Source organism: Pseudomonas viridiflava (assembly GCF_900602065.1).
Classification (GTDB): domain Bacteria; phylum Pseudomonadota; class Gammaproteobacteria; order Pseudomonadales; family Pseudomonadaceae; genus Aquipseudomonas.
Window position 1 is genome coordinate 1 of sequence record NZ_UWFN01000094.1, and the last position, 296, is coordinate 296.

At 59.8% G+C, this 296-nt stretch carries 1 protein-coding gene; it reads right to left on the reverse strand.

All coding sequences use genetic code 11. The features are described from left to right. On the reverse strand, window positions 1-190 hold a 190-nt coding region (locus tag EE949_RS02615; RefSeq protein ID WP_164666684.1), incomplete at its 3' end, for a hypothetical protein. Window positions 191-296: the final 106 nt, after the last annotated feature.

Below are 296 nucleotides of genomic sequence, written 5' to 3' on the forward strand. Positions count from 1 at the left end.
CAATGCGCGCAGGCTGCTCGGTGGTATAGCCGCGTGGCGCGGGCACCGGTGCGTCGAAGGAAAGCTTGAGCTCGATTCGATCACCCGGCAGGGCCGCGACGTCGAGCGTCTTGAGATTGGCGGCCTGGAGAACCGGCGACATCATCGCTATCCATAACGAAACGCCGATAATCGAGAGAATCCGGGTTATGATCAATTTCCGTTGTGCGGTGCTGTACATGCTTGGCCTTGCCCACTTCATGAGCGTTCTTTGAGGGCGATACTGCGCGGCCTTTCCAGCCAGGCCCCCTCTCCAT